Origin of the sequence: Vibrio cincinnatiensis (assembly GCF_022113815.1) — a bacterium.
GTDB lineage: Bacteria > Pseudomonadota > Gammaproteobacteria > Enterobacterales > Vibrionaceae > Vibrio > Vibrio cincinnatiensis_A.
Genome location: NZ_SGOM01000006.1, coordinates 129,277 through 152,636 on the forward strand (window position 1 = coordinate 129,277; position 23,360 = coordinate 152,636).

Consider the following 23,360-nt stretch of genomic DNA (forward strand, 5'->3'; position numbering starts at 1 on the left):
TTCCTGTCGAAGTTATTGATCGTAGATTTTGAAAAGCACAGAAGTATCCATGCGACCAAAACCTTGTTGCTGTAGGGACTGATATTCACTGTCTACTTTTCCTGTTAACAGAAGCTCAACACCCATCTTATTTGCTTCATTTAGGCAAATGCTGAGATCTTTGTGCATCCAATCAAAAACCAAAATCGAACTTACCTTGGGGCATAGTTACGGTTCTGTTCTCCATTTGCCATGAACCCGCCGCACCATGCTTTAACACATCAACTAACTGGTTTATATTGAGATCTGCTTTTTTTGCCATAAGGAGGCCTTCGCTTAGCCCTTTTAATACGCCTGCAATACAGATTTGATTGACCATCTTACTACGCTGCCCCTGACCATTTTTGCCCATTAAAGCCAATGGCTTGCCATAACTTTTCATCAGAGGCTCACATGCTAATGGTAAATCTGGGTTATCAACATGATGACCAAAGGTAAAAGTGGAGCCATGAGATGACTTTTCATGTAGAGCATTGAGTGCAGGTACCACATGCCTAAATAAGAACCCTTTATTTTCATTTTGGTATGACACAGGTTCAATTTGGGCTAATTGATATATGTCAATATGAGTAGCGCTAGCTAAAGGAACTTTTGATGGTGGAACATAACCGTTGTAAGGTGTCGCACATAAATTGCTATCAACAGGTAAACCGCGGATAATCAGGGCGCATTGATCATCATCTGACTTAAAGCCCTGAATAGTATTGATCACTTCATCATTAAGGCTGTGTTTTACTACGTTCCCAAGCCATTCTCTTACATTAAGCCACTCATTTTCCTCTCTAAACCGCAAGTTACTGAATGCACTTTTTAGCCTATTTGCAGCTTCATATGATACGTATACTTCTTGAACACTTTGCTTTTTAAGTGTCTTTACCACTTCTTTTAGCATTTCTTAAGCCTATTCTGATGTTGTTATAGCCTGCATTGAGTTAGCTCAATGTCGTTTTTTTGTAGATTATTCCCACAATTGAACTATGTCAATAATGATTTGTATATTTATTTAAAAAATAAAAACAAAAAAGACATATGTTATAATCTGTTATAAATCAGGATTGCCCGAGGAGCCACCTAGTGAGTAAGAGCAAATTCATTCGTATAGCAGAAGTTATAGAGCAGAAAATTGAAACAGGTAAGTTCCCGCCAAGTTCAAAGCTACCCACTCATCGTTTACTCGCTGAGGAGCTTGGAACGACGCCTGCAACCGTTGCAAAAGCTTATAAGTTGCTTAATGACAAAGGGTGTTTGGAGTCATTTATTGGTCGTGGTACGTTTGTTCGAGCGAACTCGGAACTTGATAAAGCCATCCAAGCTCCCGATGAAGAAACAAACTTTAACTTCTCTATACTTCAACCTTGTCTGGAGAGAAATGTACCTGCTTTGAAGAATGCCTACCGGCAATCTGCGGAGTTACTGACCCCTTCAGCTATTGGATATGTTGAGCATTCTGGGCATGAGCTCCATAGAGCGGCTGGTGTTAAATGGGCGAAAAAATACGGCTTAGAGGGTGCAAACAGCGATAATATATTACTGACGAATGGGGCTCAGCACGCTTTGTCTTTACTCGTTGATACTTTGACAAAGCCAGGTGACACAATTCTAGTTGAACGACTTACCTACCCAGGTATTTTGGCTATTGTAAATATGTCTGACCGTCATGTAATTGGTGTAGATCTTGATGAGAATGGTTTATGTCCAAAAGCTTTGGCGAGAGCAATTGATGTGCATCAAGCTGTAATGGTGATAGCTGTCCCTAGCCATCAAAACCCAACAGGGATCTCAATGCCGGAATCCAGAAAAAAGGAAATAGCACAAGTTATCAACGATAAAAGAGTCTGGCTGGTTGAAGATGATATTTATTGCTTTTTAGATGATGAACCAGTGCCTCCAATAGCTAATTTTGCTCCAGATTATACGTTCCACATTTCTGCGTTATCTAAGGCAATTAGCCCTGCTATGCGTTGTGGTTACTTAAAAGCCCCGGAAAGTCAGATAACGACTCTCAATGCGAATATTCGAACTAATATCTGGCTTGCGTCTCCAATTAATTTTATTGCAGCGACCTTGTTAATTGAATCCGGAGATGCTTTTCGGTTAGCGGACCAACAAAGGGAAGTTGCGAATGAAAGACAGAAGATGGTAAGGGATATCTTTACTTCTATAGAGCTCACGGCTTCTGGATACCATATTTGGCTACCATTACCTGCTCATTGGCAGCCAGATCGATTTGCTATGGAAGCAAAAAATCGAGGTGTAATAGTTACTAGTGGTAGTTACTTCTGCGCAAATAATGAAAGCACACCACATGTCAGATTGTCTTTGATGTCAATTGGGAATGAGGCTCGATTGAGAGATGGCTTGAATCAGCTCCAACGATTATTGGATTCAGACATTAATAGCTTTTTTCCGTACTAAAAAATCGAACTCATGATTTTAAAGTGGTTAAGATAGGGTGGATTTGCTAACCACCCTGAGTAGTACAACCTTTTAAAACTCGCAAACGGATACACTTTTTTGGGGTTACTGATAGTTTTCGAAGATGGACAACGTACATAACTTGCCCATTAATAGGGTAAAAACAACTGAATTAAGTTTAGGCGGTGTTTTTGGGGGGGAATTATATGTTTTGGAAGACGTTTTATGCTTTCAGCGGAAAAATATTGGGTGGAAGCCCCAGCCACATCCCGGCACACACGTCATCCGCTGTGGCTGCTTCCTTCCGGACCTGACCAAGTTCACGAACTAGTGTTGCGGGAGGACCAGAGCCTCCATAGTGCACTTTAACGTTACCGCTAAAGAGTGCGTGGATTATCAAGCATCCCTTACGCTATTGCAACCCTAAATCCTTAGAAAATCATACGAGAAGCTTTAACTGACCAGCAATTGAACAATTTTGGGATATCTAATTTCACCACTCTGCTCTCTTATGATATTGGCTCTTCTGTGCTTTTTAATAAGTAATCCGTCATCCAAGCCGTCGCCAGTAAACATAACCAGACCACAAAAACAGAATTGGGGACATCTATAGCTGGAGAAATGACCACCACCATGAAAGCAATAGCAGGCAGTGTCCAACAAAGCAATTTTGCCCAATTAAATTGAGAAACTTTGGCTAAATCGTTTACCAGAGCGATTAACCCAGTCATACATAACGCTAATAAAACAGCAAAAGTAGCTTCAGCTATCCACAATGGAATAAGTAAGGCCAATGCCCACCAGTTTCGATGTGAAGAGAGTTTCCAACTATTTGCAGCCCACCACATTGCCATTACAGAAAATAACTGAATCAATGTGATACTGGGCATGCCGTCTAACTTACCTGCCGACTGTGTCACCATAATCCCGACCTGTAAAGTCAGTAAGATTAACCCGCTGACCACCATAATTCCGAGATTACTGGAACGCGAAAAAGCCACCATCATAAGGGGAAACAAGACCCACATACTAACTGAGAGAGAGGCAGGCTGGTACGCAAGCGTCATACCATAGATAGCCATCGCCACCAAGAGGACTATACCCGCAACCCCATTTCGAGGAAAAATCCACAACGCAGGAATAATTAGCGTAATAAACGGGAGTTCATTCGCACTAAGCCCGATAGTCTGGCCGCAGACCATCGCCAAAATCATTGTGATCATAAATTGAAAGATGGACAATACCATACCCGCTCCTTATACCTATCCGTGGTAACCATTGAACTAGGGCTTTATGAGTATGGACCAGTTTTCACAACAAATCTTTGCGATCATTCACCAAATCCCCTTTGGACAAGTAGCAACCTACGGGCAAATTGCCAAAATGGCGGGTTATCCCGGATATGCTCGCCACGTCGGCAAGGTGCTTGCTCAACTCCCTGAACAGACTCGCTTACCTTGGTTTCGAGTCATTAATAGCCGAGGGGAAATTTCATTAAGCGGTTCTGATAAAGAGCGCCAACGAACAAAGCTGATGGCTGAAGATATCGCAGTCAGTGCGGAAGGGAAAATTCGGTTAAAACAGTACCAATGGCAGCCATAAGGCTACCATTGGGATAAAGAATTAATGGCGGACGCCAACGAGGTTTAAATCGACTTGAGTGGTATGAGCCGTATCAGTAATCACGCCATAGTACATGTCAGTGATAAACAGTAGTTGTCCATCCATCTCAATGCGAGCGCTCACACTATAGCGGTTTTGATCGATAATTTTTGAAGCATCATAAGCCAACTCAAAATTAAAAGGAACTTGCTTACCTTGTGTTTCGATACGCTGTGTCGCAATTACTTTTGCTGGAGCATCCGCTAATGACACATCTTGTAACGAAATGGTCACCACCGCTTGCTCAGGCAGAGCAATACGCTCACGATAAGCCACCGTTCCGGTGATAGATGCTAAGGTATTTTCTGTGTTTTGATGGCTACCATACTGACATCCAGCTAAAACAGCGCCAAGTACAAGTGATGTCACCAATAGTACGATTTTTTTCATTATCATTCTCTTAATAGAAACAGGAAGTGTGAGTAAGTATAAATGCCGTTTCATACTGTGTCATGGCTAAGATTCAATCTTGACAACTATTTGACCTATTTCACAAAATAGTTGCTAATAAATCCGTTAATCAATAACGTAAGCTTGCAAAAAGACAGCACCAGGTGAGGTTCATGAGTAAACCATTAAGCGAATTATTACGCCTACTTCAACTAGAAAAACTCGAAAAAGGCTTATACCGAGGGGAAAGTGAAAACCTTGGCCTACCACAAGTTTACGGTGGGCAAGTCATTGGGCAAGCATTGTCTGCGGCCCGTTACAGCGTTGACTCTGATCGTACCGTTCATTCCTTTCACAGCTATTTTCTCTACCCGGGCGATCCTGAGAAACCCATTATTTATGATGTGGAAAACCTACGCGATGGACGAAGCTTTAGCACTCGACGCGTAAAAGCGATCCAAAATGGTCGCCCTATCTTTTATCTTACTGCATCCTACCACGTGGATGCTTCCGGCTTTGAGCACCAAAAAGCGATGCCTGATGTTCCGGGGCCAGAAAACTTTGCATCAGAATCTGAATTAGCCGCGCAAATCGCTCACTTACTTCCTGAGCCTATGCGTAAAATCTTCTGTGGAGAGAAACCCATTGAGATTCGCCCAGTCACAGTGATTAACCCACTTAAACCACAAAAAGAAGAGCCGAAACAGTACTTATGGATTCGTGCAAACGGTGAAGTGCCAAATGAACAATTAATTCATCAATACTTGCTCGGCTATGCCTCAGATTGGGGGTTTTTAGTGACCGCTTTACACCCTCATGAAGTTTCGTTGATGACACCCAAATTCCAAGTAGCGACGATTGACCACTCTATCTGGTTCCATCGCCCATTTAAGATGGACGAATGGTTGTTGTATGCTATTGAAAGCCCAACAGCCAGCGGTACTCGTGGTTTAGTGCGAGGTGAAATCTATAATCAGCAAGGTGATTTAGTCGCGACCGCCGTTCAAGAAGGGGTGATGCGCTTTAAATAATAAAATCGACTCATAGCGGTAAAGCCGTGGTGTATTTCAAAGACTCCATCGCAAACGTTGACGTCACATTATTTAAACCATCCACCCGATTAACGAGTTTTTTATAAAACTGGTCAAAGTGTTTCATATCTTTGGCCAGAACTTTCATCATATAATCGTATTCTCCAGCCATTCGATAAAACTCCATCACTTCCGGGTATTCATCCACAGTCGCAACAAAGCGCTGATACCATTCATGGGAGTGATCATTCGTTTTTACCATCACAAAAGCAATGAATGACAGACCTAGTCGTTCAGGATTAAGTAGAGCCACCCGTTGCTGAATAACTCCAGATTCTTCTAGTTTTTTCAAACGTTTCCAGCAAGGCGTTGTGGTCAAGTTAACCGCTTCCGCTAATTCATTCAGCGATAATGTGCTGTCTTTTTGTAACATGGATAGTAATTGTCGGTCGATCTTATCTAATTGCACAAAACCCCACTTATATAGAAAATTTTTCTACAAAATTAGCAAAACAAAGGCAATTTAGCCAAGCTTTTCTCCTAAACATGAGGTTCAATTATTCTTATGCCTTATTCATCATTTATAGGCGATTGAGAGTTCACCCTCGTTCAGATAATAGGAAGAAACCATGTGTACCGACCATCAATGGATTAACAGTGCGATTCGTAAAATAGAAGCCGATTTTCAACGCTCTGCAGATACGCATTTAATCAAACTCGACCTCCCTTGTGTTTCAGGTATCGATCTCTATCTTAAAGATGAGAGTACTCACCCAACCGGCTCTCTCAAACATCGTTTGGCTCGTTCACTCTTTCTTTACGCTATTTGTAATGGTTGGGTTGGCCCCAATACTCCGATTATTGAATCCTCATCGGGCAGTACGGCTGTGTCTGAAGCGTATTTCGCTCGTTTACTTGGCTTACCGTTTATTGCGGTCATGCCCAAATGCACCGCTCGTAAGAAAATCGAACAGATCGAATTTTATGGCGGGAAAGCCCATTTGGTTGAAAGAACGGATCAGATCTATGCAGAATCGTATCGTCTTGCTCAAGAATTAAATGGCCATTATATGGATCAATTTACTTATGCAGAACGAGCTACCGATTGGCGTGGCAACAGTAATATTGCCGACAGCATCTTTAAACAAATGCTGAAGGAAGAACACCCCATCCCAACTTGGATCGTCATGAGCCCGGGAACAGGAGGAACCTCTGCAACGATCGGCCGATTTATTCGCTATCAGCAACACAACACCAAACTGTGTGTGGTGGACCCAGAGAATTCGGTTTTCTTTGATTATTACCAAACACGTAACCATGCACTCACCTTAACATGTGGTAGCAAGATTGAAGGCATTGGTCGCCCACGTGTCGAACCGAGTTTTATTCCAAATGTGATTGATGAAATGCGAGTGATCCCAGATGCGGCGAGTATTGCAACCATTCATTGGTTAGAACGTATCTTAGGAAGAAAGGCGGGGGCTTCCACCGGAACTAACCTGTATGGTGCGTTACAGTTAGCCAGTGAAATGAAACAGAAGGGAGAACGTGGTTCTATTGTCACTTTACTTTGTGATAGCGGCGAACGTTACCTAGACACTTACTACGATCCAGAATGGCTAGCCACCAATATTACGGATTTATCCCCTTATTTTGCCAAGCTAGAAACATTTCAATCGTGCGGTGTTCTCGACTAATCTGCTCGTCTCTACCAAATGGTTAGAGCGGTATGACGCCTCTCTGACCATTCATATCAAAAATATGACGCACATTTGACCCTCCTGACATAAATCTGCTCAATAATAAAAGCATCACCAACCACTTCAGTTTGGACAAGGGAAGAACACCATGAAAAAGACATTTTTCGCGTTTAGCGCACTGACATTAATTTTAGCAGGCTGCGATAATGCAGAGCAAACAACAGCCTCGGTTGAACCATCGGCGGTCCCGTCTCAAACAGCCTCCAATACAGAAACCATCATTAATGAAACCTTTACGTCAGAACATACCGCATATAACAGCCTAGACTGGCAAGGTACTTATCAAGGTGTCCTTCCTTGTGCTGATTGCGCTGGAATAGAATATACCCTAACGCTTAATGACGATCTAACCTACACACTAACCCAAGTGTATCAAGGTAAAGAAGATGCCAAAGCGTTAACAAGTGAAGGGAAATTTCACTGGGAGAAAAATGGCAGTGTGATCACGTTAGAAGATAAATCTGACACGCCTAATCAATATTTTGTGGGGGAGAATATCCTGATGAAGCTGGATATTAACGGTGAAAAAATCACTGGTGATTTAGCATCACTGTATAACCTTAAAAAACAATAGCCCCCCACCTAGAACACAAAGCCCCAAGCTTGCTGAACTTGGGGCTTTGTATAAGCTACAATGTTTTATTCTGTCGCGCTTCAAAAGCCGCTAATTGCTCTGGTGTGGCCGGCAATTGATGGTTTGTTTTCCACTCGTCATAGGTCATGCCATAAACACGTTCACGAGCATCATCCAGATTAAGCTCAACCCCAATATTTTCGGCTTCCGCTTGATACCATTTGCAAAAGCAGTTGCGACAAAACCCTGCCAAGATCATCAGATCAATATTTTGCACATCTTTATTATCGTCTAAATGCGCTAATAAGCGACGAAAGACCGCCGCATCAATTTTATCTTGCTGCTCTTGAGTCAAATTTGGGTGACTAAATTCTGGCATGAGACTTTCCTTTCTTATTCATCATTATTTTATAGCTAATATTAAGCACGGATCACAAAATAGCAAAACGCCCAAGACCAGCTTGGGCGTAAGACACAATTAAAGCGACGAGCTAGCCTTGAATACCAACGATGAGCCATGGTGCATTTGGCACACTCAGATCTCGCTCTAAGTGCCAAATATCTTCGATGTCTTCTTCAATTTGTTCCCCGGCATCACGGTAACGACCACTAAACTGCAAACTTAATTGAGCTTTGTTTGCATCATAATCAGCGCGAACGATTTCCGCGTCAACATACATCACATCAGTTTGAGGTTCATTATCCAGTTTTGCTCGCTCCGCTTTTAAGTCATCAAATAAACTCGCAGAGACATATTCTTGAATGGTTTCAAGCTGATTATGATTCCATGCCCCTTGCAAAATACGATAGTGCTCACGAGCGCCATTAATAAACGCTACTTTATCAAAACCCGGTGGATAGTTATGAGGAACATCACTGTGCATTTGTGATCCAAACCCTCCCGTGTTATGTGCCTGCTCAAAATTGTGAACATTCGGCTGACGATTCATACCACTGTAAGCAGGCTGCTGTTGATGCTGATTCATTGAGCCTTGCTTAGCGCCAAGCAAACCACGCATTAATTTGAAAATAACAAAAGCGATAAAACCGATGATCAAAATATCCATAAACTGGATACCTTCAAAAGCGCCCCCAAAGAAAGCCGCCAGTAACCCACCAGCTAAAAGGCCACCAAGCATCCCGCCCATGAAACCTTTTCTATTCGGCGTTGCTGCCGCTGTTTTCGTCGTATCTTGTTGCTTTAATGTGTTGGTGTTTTGATTTTTCTGCGCAGGCGCAGTTTTAAAGCTTTTACCAAATGATTTACCACCGCCAAATTTTTTCGCGTCAGCGGACGGCACAACCATCACCGATATCATCAGTAAAGCCATAAAAGAGAATAGACGTTTCATATTTATCCTTAGAGCACGAGTCATCGCCAGAAAGGCTTTGTTATACGCTGTCATCATATCCGCTTCATTTATCCAAGCAAACCATTTGGCTTTATTGACATGTATCAGAATATTGCAGCCTGATTCAGTTGACGCTCTATAAGGGGGTGTTTAGAATATTGAACATTGTTCATTTTTTATTATGCGAATATTAGCAGTCAACTATGGCCCGAAGAAACGATCATACTCGAGAAGAACTGGTCTCTCTAACGCTGAAAGCAGCAAAAGAGTTTTTAGGTAAACATTCTTACCACGAACTGAGTTTACGTAAAATAGCAACCATGATCGGCTATGTTCCTAGTACACTCGTCAACATATTCGGCAACTATAATTTACTGCTACTGCATGTGGTAGCACAAACCCTCGATGAATTAGCTTACGAAGCGAAATTGGTGGTGAATCAGTGTAGTGAGCCACAAAAAGCTCTGCATCAGCTAGCCATTTGTTACCATGATTTTGCACAGAAGAATCCTTATCGCTGGCAACTGATTTTTGAACACAATATGAATGGGGAAACCTTGCCTGAATGGCAATCAGAACGTATTGATCATATGACCAGCATGTTGGAAGAACTATTACACGTGATTGCTCCCCATAGAACCCACAGCGAAGTACTGCGTACCAGTCGAGTTCTCTGGGCAGGAGTACACGGGATCACTTTACTGAGTGTTGATGATAAATTTTTTGCCAAAGAACCGATCGATGGTAAAGCGCTGATCGAAGATCTCATTACTCAATATTTGTCGAATTGGTAATATTAAGGAACGGTAATGCCGCATTCTCAGTCATCGTTGTTGACTCAGCAGCGTTTTCTTCCCTATTTTATTACCCAATTTTTTGGGGCCTTCAACGATAATATCTTTAAAAACGTATTACTGTTGCTCGTTGCTTTTGCCAGTGCTGATACACTCGCCATTTCCAGCCATCTTTTTATCAATCTCGCTGCGGGGCTCTTTGTGCTCCCCTTTTTCTTATTTTCAGCATCAGCAGGAGTGTTAGCCGATAAATTTGAAAAAGCATGGTTCATTCGTCGTGTTAAGCTATTTGAAATCGGCATAATGGGGATCGGAGCCGTGGGATTTATGACCGAAAACTACACGTTATTGCTGCTCATGTTATTTTTGATGGGGACGCAATCGGCATTTTTTGGCCCCGTTAAATATGCCTTACTCCCTCAACAGCTCAAAACCAATGAACTCGTCGCAGGCAATGCTCTGGTTGAAACCGGAACATTTTTAGCGATTTTGCTAGGTACACTCGGGGCTGGAGTGATCGCTTCCTCTGAAAATGCCCCCATGATTGCAGCAAGCTCGGTAATGCTGTTTGCTCTACTTGGTTACCTCTCAAGTCGTTTTATTCCCACCGCTCCGGCGAGCAACCCTAAGCTCATTTTTAAATGGCAACCTATACAACAAACTCGACAAACAATCGCTATTGCCAAAAGTGATCGCACCATTTTTCAAGCTATGATGGCAATCAGTTGGTTCTGGTTTTTAGGTGCCACATACCTCACCCAATTTCCCAACTTTACTAAGTTATTTTTAAATGGTGGGGAAAGTGCAGTATCATTTTTGCTCGCCCTATTTTCCGTAGGAATCGCCGTCGGCTCACTAGCCTGTGATAAATTGTCTAACCATCGAATTGAAATCGGCCTTGTCCCGTTAGGTAGCTTTGGAATCAGCCTTTTCGGGTATTTCATGGCCAGTAGCATTCCCGTATCCTTGCCTCAATTTACCCAATTTACCGATTTTATTAACCATTCATCACTTTGGCCTCTATTTGCTTACTTATTACTGCTCGGGATATCAGGGGGAATTTTTATCGTACCACTGTATGCCTTAATGCAGCAGCGGGCTAAAACCACTGAACGTGCACAAGTGATTGCTGCACTAAATATTTACAATGCGCTATTTATGGTTGGCAGCGCTCTGCTGGGGATTGTCTGCTTAACCCTGCTCTCCCTTACCATCCCACAGCTCTTTATCTTACTGGCGTTGCTGAATTTTTTAGTGGCAACCTACTTATTTTTACAAGTTCCGATTTTCGTTGTTCGCCTACTCGTTTGGGCATTAACACATACGATTTATCGTGTAAAACACAAACAGCTTCACCACCTACCAGAACAAGGGGGAGCCTTAATTGTTTGCAACCACGTCAGCTATATGGATGCATTGCTACTCAGCGCAGTTTGCCCAAGGCTAATTCGCTTTGTAATGGAAGAGGATTATGCCAATGTGCCTATTTTAAGACGCTTTTTACGCAGAGCTGGGGTTATTCCCATCTGTGCCAATAAACGCAGCTCGATTCGCCGTGCTTTTGCCGATGTTGAACAAGCGCTGCAAGAAGGACACTTGGTGTGTATTTTCCCTGAAGGGCGCTTAACCGCAGATGGTGAAATGAACCCCTTTATGCGGGGAATTGATGTGATATTAAAACGTAGCCCCGTCCCTGTTATTCCTATAGCGATCAAAGGGTTGTGGGGAAGTTTCTTTAGCCGCTATAAAGGTCGAGCCTGCACAGGGTTACCACGTAAATTATGGTCTAGAATTGAAATTGAAGCCGGAGAAGCCGTACCGAGTGGCCAAGCATCAACCAAATTGATGCAGCAACGAGTCGCTCAGTTACGTGGTGATTGGAAATAGCCAATGATACGGATTTATTTATCGCACGCTCCCTGTGCATATTGCTTTATTTAAGAGTGGTGTACTGTGGGTACCGCTCAATTAACCAATGTTTGAGCGCTTGACGCGACACTTTTATTCCGCTTGAGGTCAACGATTCAGGCATAGATAAGTAACGGATCGGCCATTTGAATTTTTCAAGTCTCGGCTCACACCATGCATTCCCTTGTTCAATCGAAAAGGGTGATGTACTTTGTACAATCGCAATAGGCCGCGCCCCAAAAGTATCATCCATAATGGGGATGATAAACGCTTGGTGGATCGTTGGGTGGCGATTTAGCACAGCCTCAATTTCTTCACAGTGGATATTTTCTCCTCCCGAGATAAATTGGTTATCCGCTCGACCGATAATCACCAATTCATTGTCTTGCCAATAACCTAAATCTTTACTATCAAACCACCCCTGAGCATCTTTCAGCGGGCTTAACTCACCTTGGTGATAGTAGCCACAAGCCAAGGTATCACCACCAATATAGATACGTTTATCGATAAGTTTTATCTTGCGACCATCCAGCACATGGCCTGCACTGGATGTAGTATCTACCCGTTTCGCCGTGACTGTTGAAGCCGCTTCTGTCATACCATACCCAAGCCAAGCATCAATCCCCCGCTCTGCAGCTTGGCAAGCTAATGCATGAGGAATATGGCTTCCTCCCAGTAAAACATGGGTAAGTGTAAGTGGCTGCTCACTATCAAGTAGACGTTTTAGCTGAGTAGCAACTAAGGAAGCATGGCTCACACCCTGCACATCTTCCGTTAAATTACCGTCACCTATTTTTAAACAAGCGCCCGAATATAACCAACGATAAACAATCGCTAACCCTGACACATGATATAAAGGTAGGCTGAGTAACCAAGTATCTTGTTGGGTAAAGTGAAACTCACGTAATAACCCTTGTGCTGACACAAAATGTTGCTTATGTGTATGCGCAACCGCTTTAGGGTCACCTGTCGAGCCTGAAGTAAAAATTAATGTTGCTAGCTGATCTTCATGGTAGAGCAACGGGCCACATTGTGCTTTTAAAGCAAGCGCTGGGTTTATCGTCACAAGCTGTGTTTGAGGTCGCTGCTGTAATAATGCAGATCCTGCTAACCCAGCCGAAGGAGCAAGCCACACCCACGCTTGACCCGAACCATATAACGAGGTCAGTTTCTTATGCAGTTGAGTTAACGGCTGAGGCATTGTCAATGCACAGCTTACCCCCTGTTGCATTGCGGCCAGCAGCCAAAACAGCGTCTCTGGGTGATTTTTACCCACCAAGGTCAATACGTGGCCTTGAATCATTCCAGCTTGCTGTAAAGATTCGGCGTACTGATTCACCTTTCGACTCAACTGCTGCCAAGTGAGCGGCTGCTTACCTAACCACAAGGCAACTCGCAGAGGATCGTGTTGCTGCCAAGGTGTCATGCGGATTCCGATTGCCAAACCAGCATTTGTTGTTCCAGTGGTTGTACAGGTAAATCACATCCCGGCCACGCCACTTCTAGCTGCGCCTTAAATAAACCGATAGTGTCTAATCCCGGAATTTCATTGGGCAATTGAGCATGAGCCAAACGGGCTAATTGCGTCAAACCTAAGCTTGATTCAATACTTGAGCTAATTATCGCTTGTATACCCAAAGTCTGAGCTTTTTTAATCAAGCTGATACAACGAGGCACCGAACCAATTAATGTGGGTTTGATGATAATGGTTTTTGCCCCAGTTAGATCTTCAAGCTGAAAACCATCACCGCGTACCGCCTGTTGTAGCGTTTCATCCCACGCAATCGCAATGCCTGTATCAATGGCAAACGAAAGGCTGTCACTTGGGGTGTGACACGGCTCTTCTAAAAAGGCTATCCGCCCGCGTAATGAGGGAGCGATATATTGAGCAAACTTCGCGGCCTTTTCTTTACTCCAAGCTCGATTGGCATCCAATCGTAAATAGAGATCCGGCATGGACTCTAAAAAGAGATTCACCAGCATACCATCTCGGATAGGCTCATAAAGCCCAACTTTAACTTTCGCTACTTTTTGGCCTGGCATGGCATTGAGCTGAGGAATTAACTCATCTGGGTCTCCGGTGCAAAGCGGCGCAGCCTGATATTGCCCTGTTTCCGGCAAGCCTTTCGAGATCTCCAGTTCAGCCATTGAAAAGCCAAAAGCCACCGATGGGAAAAGACGATCCAAACAGAGAGCTTCGCCCTGTACCCATAACGCGAGCTGCTCTTTTGCTAACGCTCCAGCGTCTTCAAGTGACTCAAGACTAAATCCGGCTAAAGGGGCGATTTCACCACGTCCAATTTGGCCATTTTCATGTAATTCGACGATAAACCCGCTCCGTTCTGTTAACTTTTCATCACGGAGAATCACTCCACTATCCATGGGCAATCGATATTGATACAGTTTTGCGCTACGCGTCATCCGTTAATATTCCTTTGCATTCATTGTGGATCACCGCCGTTTATGCTCAGCGGTGATATTTAAACAGCCTTCTTCTCGTTATGGATTACGAGGGAATTTATTAAAGTCCGGACGACGCTTTTCATTAAAAGCATTACGGCCTTCTTGGCCCTCTTCTGTCATATAAAATAACATGGTGGCATTGCCCGCCAATTCCTGTAACCCTGCTTGACCATCACAATCAGCATTCAGCGCCGCTTTCAAGCAACGTAATGCCATTGGACTATGCTGCAACACTTCACGGCACCAGCGAACGGTCTCTTTTTCCAAGTCAGCCACAGGGACAACCGTATTCACCAGCCCCATATCCAACGCTTCTTTGGCATCATAGAAACGACACAGGAACCAAATTTCACGCGCTTTTTTCTGACCCACAATGCGCGCCATATAAGAAGCACCCCAGCCACCGTCGAACGAGCCGACTTTAGGGCCGGTTTGTCCAAATTGTGCATTTTCTGCTGCAATGGTTAAATCACACATCATATGCAAAACATGACCGCCACCGACAGCCCAACCCGCAACCGATGCAATGACGGGTTTAGGACAGGTACGAATTTGACGCTGAAAATCCAACACATTGAGGTGGTGAGTACCACTATCATCTTGGTAACCGCCGTAGTTACCTCGAATTTTCTGATCACCACCAGAACAGAAAGCGTCTTCACCTAACCCAGTCAAAATAATCACGCCGACCCCTTCGTCATAACGAGCATCTGCCAACGCATGAATCATTTCTTTCACTGTTTGAGGACGAAAAGCATTGCGTACTTGAGGGCGAGCGATGGTAATTTTAGCGATCCCATCTGGAGATTTGTGATAGTAAATATCTTGATAAGTATCGGTACAATCGTGCCAGACAACTGGCGCATAAAGTTCTTGTTCTGAAATGCCTACTGTTTTAGCCATGGTGATTTCCATTGTTGTTGTCGCCTACGCCAAATGAAGACGTAGGTAGGAGTTTTTTTAGTCTCTGAACAAATGCATCCGGTTGTTCATGATGCACGTTATGCCCAGCATGGTCGATTAGACTGTAGTACAACCCGCTTTGCTCAGCGAGCTGTCGAAATTTTTGATCATTTTGCCCACACACATAATGAACAGGGAAAGGCAGTCTCATCAGTTGAGGAAGCACATAGGGCTGTGTTGCCAATGATGTCGCTAGCAGCATCATGGCGATCCGATGACCAAGGTTATCACTTCGCAAATGAATCAAAGTTTGTCTTTGCTCATGATTGAGTGAAGAAAATACCGGTTGCTGATACCAATCGGCTAATACCTGAGCAATTGGCTCGGATATAAACCGTTTTGCCCATTGTTGATCATGATGCCAGCGGGCTTTTTTTTCAGGGTCGCTGAGGAGCCCAAAGTTCCCCCCCTCAATCACTAATCCTTGAATATTCAACCCATCAAACCACCCCTCAGCACTGCCTGTCATTGCAATACGCCCACCCAGTGAATACCCCACCAACCAAATGGGCGTTGTTGCATCATAATGGGTAAGAATCGTTTGCTTAACTTGTTGACAGCACATAGCAAAGTGATGACATGTTATGTCTTGGCTTTGTCCATGTCCCGGCAAGTCGATAGCCAACCAGGCTTCACCTCTCAAGCGAGAAAGTACCGGTTGCCAATCCTGACTGCTACCAAGTAAGCCATGTAAAAAAACCCATACTGGCTTGGCAGATAAAGGGATGGCAGAAGAGGACGTACGACTATAGAGCATGAATTTGTGATAATAGCTGCTGAATATGAGCGGCGGCTTGTTGTGATGGTGTGACCACTTCAATCAGTAACGTGCCTTGTCCTTCCCTCAAATGCTCATCAACCGCCGCTTGATAAGCCGCTAAGGTTTCAGGTTTGTGATACATCAACCCAAATTGCTTGGCTGCGAATTCAAATTGTAAACCATGCGGCATTTGATAAAGCGCTTCTCGCTGCTGAGCGGGTACGGGCAGTAAGTCAAAAATCGCTCCACCATCATTGTTAATAACGACAATCACCAAAGGTTGGGACGTTTCTCGAACGAGTGCTAATGAGTTTAAATCATACAGTAACGAGGTGTCTCCCATGAGCATTAGCATGGGTTTCTCAGATGCTCGTTGCACTCCTGCTGCTGTCGCCACTAAACCATCAATGCCTGAAGCACCACGATTAGAGAAAACCTCTCTTGGAGAGAACGTGCTAAACATATCCGCAAGACGCACAATTAAACTATTACCAAGGAAAAGAGGGATAGCCTCTCCCCGTTCCCCCAAATCAACCGCTAACGCCACCTCACTGAGGACTTGGTTAGAAAGGGGTAACTGAGCCAGTTGAGTAATGCTTTGTGCATAATGTTTAAGTTCATCGCCCCAACCAATATAAGCCTGTTTGAGTACATGCTGCTTACTGAGCTGCATGTTAACCCAGCTTGGGATGTCACATACCCAATGCTGCTGTGCTAGATGCGATTGATTATTGCGTGCTGCCTGCCAAGAAAGGTACATATAATCACACCGACCTGTGGAAACTTGCTGCTCAATCCAATGATTAAGCCGTTTAGACACAATACGTGAACCAAACTGAACAACTTGATCGCATTCACTCAGTAAGGCTCGGGCGGCACGATTTTGTAACCATAAATCGTAATGCGCCCATTCACTGCTTACCCCTGATTGTGGATCACACAAAACTGGCCAGCCTAGTTGTTTCGCAAAATAGAGAGCCGCTTGCGCTTCATGCAATCGAACGGAACCAATAAGCACAACCCCTTTTTTACTCAACAGACCATTATCGATAGGAGCGACGGAAGTGCTGGGGTAATGGCGTTGAGTATAACGTTCATCTCCCGCTCGCCAACGTTCTATGCTCTTTAAATAATCCGCATAAAGCTGCCGATCGTTGCTGGAATAAAGAGGTTCGGGGAAAGGACAGTTAATGTGGATCGTTCCACCTAACTGAGCTTGCTGGCTTAATGCATCATCGATCGTTGTTAATAACCAATTGAGTGATAAACCGATATTAGGGCTAGGTAACGCAACCGATTGAGTCACATGATGCGCATAGATTTCTGGTTGATAAATCGCCTGATTTGCACCACAGCCGACTAAATCCACAGGGCGGTCGGCCGTCAGTACAATCAACGGCTCCCCTGTCAGTTTTGATTCAGCAATGGCTGGCAATAAATTCGCCACCGCTGTTCCTGAAGTCACAATCACCGCGACCGGTTTCTGGCTGCTCTTGGCTAAACCAAGAGCAAGAAAACCTAATCCACGTTCGTCAAAGTGAGTGTGAATGCTAAGCTTGCTATTCGCCGCCGCTTCCAATGTAAGTGGCGTTGAACGCGAACCGGGAGCAATGCACACATCCGTCACACCAAAACGAGTCAATTCTTCTAATAACGTTTGTGACCAAATTCGATTCAGTAAAGCTTGATCGTGATTCATGAAGCAAGACCTAACGGTAAATGATCCGTAATTAAACTGAGTAAGGTCGACATTTTTTTATCCAATTCTTGCCATTCATATTCAGCAACGGAGCCGGGAACAATGCCAGCGCCAGCAAATAATTGTACTTCATCATTCACGACGAGCGCACTGCGGATCGCAACACAAAATTCGGCTTGCTGCTGGCTAAAATACCCCATTGAGCCCGCATACCAACCACGGGCAAAAGGTTCATTTTGAGTAATAAAATTAAGCGCGGCTTGGCGGGGTAATCCCGCCACTGCGGCCGTCGGTTGTAATGCGCTAAGTAACTGCACCCCATTCACCCCAGGCTTTAGCTGCGCATGAATACGCCGCTTCAAATGCTGCACTTTACGTAACCGAACTAAATGAGCCTCTGATTCCACATTGACTTGCTCTGAGTACGGGGTTAACCGTTCAATAATGTCATCAACAACAAACTGATTTTCATTGAGGTTTTTACTGTCATGAGTTAACCAATCAGCTAACTGTTCATCTTGAGAAGCGTCACACCCTCGACCAATGGTTCCAGCTAACGCTTCGGTTTGTAGCTCTTGTCCCTGTCGATAATAAAGCCGCTCTGGCGTTGATCCCATAAAACTGTGCTGATGGTCTAAAGCCAACAAGAAGTGAAAACTATGATGATTTTCTAAATAGCTGGCTTTGAGTAATTGAGCCGCTCGGATCGGCTGATTCAACGTTATTCGTGTTTGTCTAGCCAACACAACTTTTTGAAACGCATGCTGGCGGATACCATCCAGCACTTGATGCACTAACTCTGTCCAATCCGCATGGTTCGGTGAATGCGTAACTTGTAATACTTCATTATGCAGAGATGCAAGCGGTACAACTTCGTACTGTAGCTGCTGTAACGTCGCCAGTGTTCGCTGCCTATCTTGATTAATATTCGCCGCTATCGACCAGTGATCATCAAAACGAATCAGTTCTACTTGTGGTAAGAAAAAAAACGATGACACGCAACGACGGTTTTTCTCGGTTTGCCCATCAAACGAACGTCCTCCCCAAATTCGTTGTTGCTCACCGACAATCGCATAAGCTGGCGCAGGATCTGAAAATGTATACAGTTGCCCAAGCGCGACCACCTCTTCACGAGTATCTCGAGACTGCCAATAAAATTTAGGGAATACCGGCTGGGCTTCAAGCCAATCGATAAACGCGAATGGTGGCTTCACTGCCAACTCTTGGGTGAAACGAACGTCGTTATCCCTCGCGTCGTTTATTTGCTCTATCAACCGAGCAATGGCTTGATAAAAATTAGACAAAGCGACCTCGTCTACTATGAGATTCGATTTAACAGTGGCTACTCTATTGAGAGTACCCGCTGAAATCAAGGTTACCGACCCTCTTTTATGGCTTTTCTGTTTTAACAATGAAAAGCATTAGAGCCGCCATTGGGCTGTTTTCTCCTCTAGGTTCACCATAGTTTTCTAATTATGGTGAACAACCTCCACCTAGCCACTTTTCTCTTCGAAGATTCAGTATTTTAACGCTAGATTTATATTCTAAAAAAAGGCAATCTGGTGTAGTTTAATAAAAAGTTTCAATTATTTTCAGGAACATTGCAATGCAAAATATCGGGATGTCATCAAAACTCGATAATGTCTGCTATGACATTCGAGGACCAGTACTTAAACATGCTAAGCGCATGGAAGAAGAAGGGCATAAAATACTAAAGCTCAACATTGGCAACCCGGCCCCTTTTGGCTTCGATGCCCCTGATGAAATTTTAGTCGATGTCATTCGAAACCTTCCAACTTCACAAGGTTATTGTGACTCTAAAGGGATCTATTCTGCTCGTAAAGCGGTTGTTCAATATTACCAAAAACGCGGCATTCGTAGCCTAGACGTAGAAGATGTCTATATTGGGAATGGAGCGTCAGAACTCATCGTGATGTCGATGCAAGCTCTACTTAACAACGGCGACGAAATGCTCGTGCCTGCGCCTGATTATCCACTATGGACCGCTGCTGTTGCGCTTTCTGGTGGAACGGCTGTCCATTACCTCTGCGATGAGCAAGCTGATTGGTATCCTGATATTGACGATATTAAAAAGAAAATCACGCCAAAAACACGAGGAATTGTTCTGATCAACCCGAACAATCCAACAGGGGCAGTATATAGCCGAGATTTTCTGTTAGAAGTTATTGAAATTGCTCGTCAGCATAAATTGATGATTTTTGCTGATGAGATCTACGATAAGGTTTTATACGATGGAGCAACCCATACTTCGGTTGCCGCTCTCACTGAAGATGTATTAGTTATCACCTTTAATGGCTTGTCTAAAGCTTATCGGGTGTGCGGTTTTCGTGGTGGCTGGATGTTTTTAACTGGCCCCAAACACCTCGCGCAAGGGTATATCGCGGGTTTAGAAATGCTCGCCTCCATGCGTTTATGCGCAAATGTACCAATGCAACATGCGATTCAAACGGCATTAGGAGGATACCAAAGTATCAATGAGCTTATCTTACCTGGTGGCCGTTTACTTGAGCAGCGCGATAGAGCTTGGGAACTGATCAACCAAGTTCCAGGGGTGTCTTGTGTCAAACCCAAAGGTGCCATGTATCTATTTCCCAAAATTGACACGAAAAAGTACAACATCAAAGATGACCAAAAAATGATTCTAGACTTTCTCATTCAAGAGAAAGTTTTACTGGTGCAAGGCTCTGGGTTTAACTGGCCCAAACCGGATCACTTTAGGATTGTCACCCTACCTCATGTTGAAGACTTGGAAATTGCCATCGGTCGGTTTGAGCGTTTCTTGGCAACTTATCGTCAATAACAGCTTCGACACTCAAGCGATGATCCGTTAGGCTTAACAGGCTCTCTTTTGCACGCGCACAGAGAGCCTGTTTGTTATTATTTAATCCGCAAGGAAGAATACGCGCTATGAAAGAGAGTCATTTTTTTGCTCATCTCGCCCGAATGAAGTTAATTCAACGCTGGCCCTTAATGCGCTCCGTTTCCAAAGAGAATGTTTCCGAACACAGCTTACAAGTTGCCTTTGTCGCTCATGCATTGGCAGTCATTAAAAATAAGAAATTTGGCGGAACACTCAACCCTGAACGCATTGCTCTGTTGGCCATGTATCACGATAGTAGTGAAGTTTTAACGGGTGACTTACCGACCCCAGTAAAGTATTTCAACCCAGAAATTGCAAAAGAGTATAAAAAAATTGAAGCTTGCGCTGAGCAACGTTTACTGGAGATGTTACCGGAAGAGTTGCAGCCAGACTTTGAACCTTTTTTACTGACCACCTCCGCTCATCCAGAAGACGCTGCCATTGTAAAACAAGCAGATAGCTTATGTGCTTACTTAAAGTGTTTAGAAGAACTGAGCGCTGGCAACCATGAATACGCCCTAGCAAAAAAACGGCTTGATGTCACATTAAAAGAGCGACATACCCCAGAAATGGCGTATTTTTTGGAAACTTTCGCGCCAAGCTTTGAATTAACACTGGACGAAATCAGCTAACTCACTGTACGTTTTATAAAAATAGGTTTCATATGGGAGTTGGGTATGCAAATAGCAATAAATCCTGAATGGCAAGAACGCAATAATGATGAACATAAGATCCGACGTAATGATCATCGCAGCCCTTATCAACGCGATCGAGCGCGTATTCTCCATTCTGCCGCTTTTCGCCGGTTACAGGCGAAAACCCAAGTCCATGGTACCAATTTAAATGATTTTCATCGGACTCGTTTAACTCACTCCCTTGAAGCTGCACAAATCGGTACTGGCATTGTTGCTCAACTGAGGCTCAAACAACCCGAATTTTCTGGCTTATTGCCTTCCGATAGTTTGATCGACGCTTTGTGTCTTGCGCACGATATTGGCCATCCACCTTATGGGCACGGGGGTGAAATTGCTCTGAACTATATGATGCGGGAACAAGGCGGGTTTGAGGGCAATGCACAAACCTTTCGTATTGTCACCACGTTAGAACCGTACACTGAACATCACGGAATGAATCTATCTCGACGCACCTTATTAGGGTTACTTAAATACCCGGCACTACTCAGTCAAACTTGTGCGGAGAAACGACCCGAATCCGTTCCTCATCAGCGACAACTAAAAGCAAAAGACTGGCCCCCAGCCAAAGGCATTTACGATTGTGACAAAGCTTGCTTAGCATGGGTGCTCGCCCCCCTCAGTGAACAAGACAGGCAACAACTAGAGCAAATGCGTCCTCTTCCAACCACCCCTTATCAGCATAAAAAAACGCGTTTCAAATCATTAGATTGTTCCATTATGGAACTGGCGGATGATATCGCCTACGGTGTTCATGACTTGGAAGATGCCATAGTCCTTGGTATGGTCAATCAAACTCAGTGGCAACAAGCAGCAGAAGCTCCGCTCATGCACAGCGGAGATGCTTGGTTTGCCGAGCACACTAAAACCATGACCAAAATGTTATTTTCTGGTCAGCATCATGTGCGTAAAGATGCCATTGGTGGACTTGTTAATGCATTACTCACTAGTATAAGCGTTAAACCTGTTGATGTCGCTTTTGAGAATGATTTACTGGCTTTTAACGCTTATTTACAGCCTGATATGGCGAATGCGTTAGAGGTTCTAAAATCATTTGTCAGCCAATATGTGATTCAAGTCCCTCAAGTCCAACGTTTTGAATATAAAGGACAACAGTTAATCATGGATCTCTTTGAAGCATTAGCCGCTGACCCTGAACGATTACTGCCGCAAGCCACCCGAGAGAAGTGGCAAATGGCAGAACAACATTCCGGAGGCGGTATGCGGGTGATTTGTGATTATATCGCTGCAATGACCGATGCCTATGCACAGCGTCTGCACCAACAACTTTTTTCAGCTCACAGCCTTTATTGATGAAAATTACGGCTCTATTTTGTCGGTAAAACTAGCACCGCTGTCACTCAGCCGGATTTCCATTGGAATAGTGCCTTTCGAATACCCCCTTTGGCATCTGTTGAATTTGATAGTCAATCATGGCTTCAAATGCGTTCAATAACGGTGAAAAGTCTTGTTTGGGTTGCCAACATTGCAGTAAATGAAACCCAGCTTCAACCGTAGATAACGCATTATCATTCGGTGCTTTACGAATACGATAATTGCCTTTTAATGTTTCCGGCAAATGTAGGCAAGGTAAAGAGTGTAGTTGAGTATTGATTTGCCACATCTTAAACGCTTTTTTCCACGTTCCATCAAGCAGGATAACTCGAACTTTTTGGTTGTTCGAATGTGCCCCTGCCGAGATGCAAGTAGAATGCTCACAGGGATACAACACCTGATGAACGACATCCGGCTCTGCCAATAACTGATTTAATGGGGCATGTTCACGAAAATCTTCGCCCACCCATAAACGACAATTAGCAAGCGATAAATTCAAAATACGCGCCGTTCCCATCGGACGATGTTCTTCAGTTGGATGTTGAAGAATGATAAGCTCCACAGCAGATTCTAGCGGTACAATATCCGCACAGATACAAGCTTTATGCGCTTTTCCACATTGAGAACAATAACGAGACATGT

General features: G+C 44.0%; 22 protein-coding genes, 1 other RNA gene and 1 pseudogene. 10 read left to right on the top strand and 14 right to left on the bottom strand.

Translation table 11 applies throughout. From position 1 onward, the window contains the following. Window positions 1–12: 12 nt before the first annotated feature. A pseudogene (locus EXA13_RS09565) lies at window positions 13–931 on the bottom strand (NAD(P)-dependent oxidoreductase). A gap of 182 nt (window positions 932–1,113) precedes the next feature. On the opposite strand from EXA13_RS09565, the gene EXA13_RS09570 reads away from it, so the two are divergent. Further along, a complete protein-coding gene (locus tag EXA13_RS09570) occupies window positions 1,114–2,454 on the top strand; it encodes a PLP-dependent aminotransferase family protein (protein ID WP_238132969.1) in 1,341 nt (446 codons plus the stop codon). 253 nt (window positions 2,455–2,707) lie between these two features. On the opposite strand, the gene ffs is transcribed toward EXA13_RS09570, so the two are convergent. Both ffs and EXA13_RS09580 read right to left on the bottom strand, forming a co-directional pair. Further along, window positions 2,708–2,804: signal recognition particle sRNA small type (gene ffs / locus EXA13_RS09575), an RNA gene on the bottom strand. Between the two features lie 159 nt (window positions 2,805–2,963). Next, window positions 2,964–3,701 (bottom strand): hypothetical protein, encoded by a 738-nt coding sequence (locus EXA13_RS09580; RefSeq protein WP_238132970.1) that lies wholly within the window; start codon window positions 3,699–3,701, stop codon window positions 2,964–2,966. A gap of 52 nt (window positions 3,702–3,753) precedes the next feature. On the opposite strand from EXA13_RS09580, the gene EXA13_RS09585 reads away from it, so the two are divergent. Further along, the gene (locus EXA13_RS09585) at window positions 3,754–4,056 is read left to right on the top strand and encodes an MGMT family protein (protein ID WP_238132971.1); all 303 of its coding nucleotides are present in this window, start codon (window positions 3,754–3,756) and stop codon (window positions 4,054–4,056) included. Between the two features lie 21 nt (window positions 4,057–4,077). Here EXA13_RS09585 and EXA13_RS09590 read toward each other — a convergent pair whose 3' ends face one another. Next, a complete protein-coding gene (locus EXA13_RS09590) occupies window positions 4,078–4,506 on the bottom strand; it encodes a YbaY family lipoprotein (RefSeq protein ID WP_238132972.1) in 429 nt (142 codons plus the stop codon). Between the two features lie 173 nt (window positions 4,507–4,679). Here EXA13_RS09590 and tesB point away from each other — a divergent pair, with 173 nt between their 5' ends. Next, complete coding sequence (gene tesB, locus EXA13_RS09595; RefSeq protein WP_238132973.1) at window positions 4,680–5,537, top strand: acyl-CoA thioesterase II; 858 nt, start codon at window positions 4,680–4,682, stop codon at window positions 5,535–5,537. A gap of 10 nt (window positions 5,538–5,547) precedes the next feature. On the opposite strand, the gene EXA13_RS09600 is transcribed toward tesB, so the two are convergent. Then, on the bottom strand, window positions 5,548–6,006 hold the full coding sequence (locus EXA13_RS09600; RefSeq protein WP_338127221.1) for an Lrp/AsnC family transcriptional regulator: 459 nt from the start codon (window positions 6,004–6,006) through the stop codon (window positions 5,548–5,550). A 160-nt stretch (window positions 6,007–6,166) separates the two neighbouring features. On the opposite strand from EXA13_RS09600, the gene EXA13_RS09605 reads away from it, so the two are divergent. Together EXA13_RS09605 and EXA13_RS09610 are read left to right on the top strand one after the other, a co-directional pair. After that, window positions 6,167–7,234: a PLP-dependent cysteine synthase family protein gene (locus tag EXA13_RS09605; protein ID WP_238132974.1), complete on the top strand. Its 1,068-nt coding sequence runs from the start codon at window positions 6,167–6,169 to the stop codon at window positions 7,232–7,234. Between the two features lie 151 nt (window positions 7,235–7,385). Further along, window positions 7,386–7,871, top strand: a complete 486-nt coding sequence (locus EXA13_RS09610; RefSeq protein WP_238132975.1) for a copper resistance protein NlpE — start codon at window positions 7,386–7,388, stop codon at window positions 7,869–7,871. 55 nt (window positions 7,872–7,926) lie between these two features. Here EXA13_RS09610 and EXA13_RS09615 read toward each other — a convergent pair whose 3' ends face one another. After that, on the bottom strand, window positions 7,927–8,250 hold the full coding sequence (locus tag EXA13_RS09615; RefSeq protein WP_238132976.1) for a DUF1244 domain-containing protein: 324 nt from the start codon (window positions 8,248–8,250) through the stop codon (window positions 7,927–7,929). A 112-nt stretch (window positions 8,251–8,362) separates the two neighbouring features. Then, the gene (locus EXA13_RS09620; protein ID WP_238133066.1) at window positions 8,363–9,223 is read right to left on the bottom strand and encodes a Tim44 domain-containing protein; all 861 of its coding nucleotides are present in this window, start codon (window positions 9,221–9,223) and stop codon (window positions 8,363–8,365) included. A gap of 203 nt (window positions 9,224–9,426) precedes the next feature. On the opposite strand from EXA13_RS09620, the gene EXA13_RS09625 reads away from it, so the two are divergent. Beyond that, window positions 9,427–10,017: a TetR/AcrR family transcriptional regulator gene (locus tag EXA13_RS09625; protein ID WP_238132977.1), complete on the top strand. Its 591-nt coding sequence runs from the start codon at window positions 9,427–9,429 to the stop codon at window positions 10,015–10,017. 15 nt (window positions 10,018–10,032) lie between these two features. Continuing rightward, on the top strand, window positions 10,033–11,904 hold the full coding sequence (locus EXA13_RS09630; RefSeq protein WP_238132978.1) for an MFS transporter: 1,872 nt from the start codon (window positions 10,033–10,035) through the stop codon (window positions 11,902–11,904). Between the two features lie 46 nt (window positions 11,905–11,950). Here EXA13_RS09630 and menE read toward each other — a convergent pair whose 3' ends face one another. The 6 genes from menE to EXA13_RS09660 form a co-directional block, all read right to left on the bottom strand. Then, window positions 11,951–13,351 carry an o-succinylbenzoate--CoA ligase gene (gene menE / locus EXA13_RS09635; protein ID WP_238132979.1) on the bottom strand — a complete coding sequence of 467 codons (1,401 nt, stop codon included), beginning with the start codon at window positions 13,349–13,351 and terminating at the stop codon, window positions 11,951–11,953. Next, window positions 13,348–14,346 carry an o-succinylbenzoate synthase gene (gene menC, locus EXA13_RS09640; protein ID WP_238132980.1) on the bottom strand — a complete coding sequence of 333 codons (999 nt, stop codon included), beginning with the start codon at window positions 14,344–14,346 and terminating at the stop codon, window positions 13,348–13,350. Before menC ends, menE begins: the two co-directional genes overlap by 4 nt. Before the next feature lie 78 nt (window positions 14,347–14,424). Further along, window positions 14,425–15,291 (bottom strand): 1,4-dihydroxy-2-naphthoyl-CoA synthase, encoded by an 867-nt coding sequence (gene menB, locus EXA13_RS09645; RefSeq protein WP_238132981.1) that lies wholly within the window; start codon window positions 15,289–15,291, stop codon window positions 14,425–14,427. Continuing rightward, the gene (menH, locus tag EXA13_RS09650; protein ID WP_238132982.1) at window positions 15,284–16,108 is read right to left on the bottom strand and encodes a 2-succinyl-6-hydroxy-2,4-cyclohexadiene-1-carboxylate synthase; all 825 of its coding nucleotides are present in this window, start codon (window positions 16,106–16,108) and stop codon (window positions 15,284–15,286) included. Before menH ends, menB begins: the two co-directional genes overlap by 8 nt. Next, entirely contained in the window at window positions 16,098–17,810 is a 1,713-nt protein-coding gene (menD, locus tag EXA13_RS09655; RefSeq protein WP_238132983.1) for a 2-succinyl-5-enolpyruvyl-6-hydroxy-3-cyclohexene-1-carboxylic-acid synthase, read from the bottom strand. The genes menH and menD overlap by 11 nt, the downstream gene beginning before the upstream one ends. Further along, on the bottom strand, window positions 17,807–19,114 hold the full coding sequence (locus EXA13_RS09660) for an isochorismate synthase (protein ID WP_238132984.1): 1,308 nt from the start codon (window positions 19,112–19,114) through the stop codon (window positions 17,807–17,809). The genes menD and EXA13_RS09660 overlap by 4 nt, the downstream gene beginning before the upstream one ends. 302 nt (window positions 19,115–19,416) lie before the next feature. Here EXA13_RS09660 and EXA13_RS09665 point away from each other — a divergent pair, with 302 nt between their 5' ends. The 3 genes from EXA13_RS09665 to EXA13_RS09675 all read left to right on the top strand — a co-directional run bounded on the left by EXA13_RS09665 (window position 19,417) and on the right by EXA13_RS09675 (window position 22,697). Next, the gene (locus tag EXA13_RS09665; RefSeq protein WP_238132985.1) at window positions 19,417–20,631 is read left to right on the top strand and encodes a pyridoxal phosphate-dependent aminotransferase; all 1,215 of its coding nucleotides are present in this window, start codon (window positions 19,417–19,419) and stop codon (window positions 20,629–20,631) included. Window positions 20,632–20,738: 107 nt separating this feature from the next. Beyond that, complete coding sequence (gene yfbR, locus EXA13_RS09670) at window positions 20,739–21,323, top strand: 5'-deoxynucleotidase (RefSeq protein ID WP_238132986.1); 585 nt, start codon at window positions 20,739–20,741, stop codon at window positions 21,321–21,323. A 45-nt stretch (window positions 21,324–21,368) separates the two neighbouring features. After that, window positions 21,369–22,697 carry an anti-phage deoxyguanosine triphosphatase gene (locus tag EXA13_RS09675; protein ID WP_238132987.1) on the top strand — a complete coding sequence of 443 codons (1,329 nt, stop codon included), beginning with the start codon at window positions 21,369–21,371 and terminating at the stop codon, window positions 22,695–22,697. Between the two features lie 43 nt (window positions 22,698–22,740). Here EXA13_RS09675 and EXA13_RS09680 read toward each other — a convergent pair whose 3' ends face one another. After that, window positions 22,741–23,358 (bottom strand): tRNA-uridine aminocarboxypropyltransferase, encoded by a 618-nt coding sequence (locus tag EXA13_RS09680; protein ID WP_238132988.1) that lies wholly within the window; start codon window positions 23,356–23,358, stop codon window positions 22,741–22,743. Window positions 23,359–23,360: the final 2 nt, after the last annotated feature.